At 49.0% G+C, this 449-nt stretch carries 1 protein-coding gene; it reads right to left on the bottom strand.

Translation table 11 applies throughout. The features are described 5' to 3' along the window. On the bottom strand, positions 1 to 197 hold a 197-nt coding region (locus KUA11_RS17150), incomplete at its 3' end, for a hypothetical protein (RefSeq protein ID WP_217412264.1). Positions 198 to 449: the final 252 nt, after the last annotated feature.

The raw sequence follows: 449 nt of genomic DNA on the forward strand, positions 1-449 counted from the left end.
GTATTAGTAGATAGTGCAGATACGGCTGTTTCAACCCATAGGTGGAAGTCCTTACCGAAGGAGAATGTTACCGGCGCGATCCCGGATCCAGCGAGTTGGGCAAGTGCATGACTTATGACATCGCCTCCGAGGATGAGCAAGACACTGAATACATCGCTTGGATTAGCCCACTGAGCACCAAACTGTGCTGATGACATGGCAAGGTTGTCACTGCGTAGTCACGTACTGCAGAGAAGGGTCGATAGGCGAATGGTAAACTCAATCATTTGCACCCTTACAAGAATACCTGCCTCAAAAGGGTGGTTGTGTCTCGCCTCACGGGCCAGACGAGACCAACTCATGGGTTGGTGCCACCATTGTACAATATATATATATACATCTATACCAGTATGAACGGACGCATTTCAACGGCTACTAAGTGTTGTCCTAAACAACCCCCCGACTTCAGC

It is taken from the genome of Acetobacter estunensis (assembly GCF_019083805.1).
Lineage (GTDB): Bacteria > Pseudomonadota > Alphaproteobacteria > Acetobacterales > Acetobacteraceae > Acetobacter > Acetobacter estunensis_A.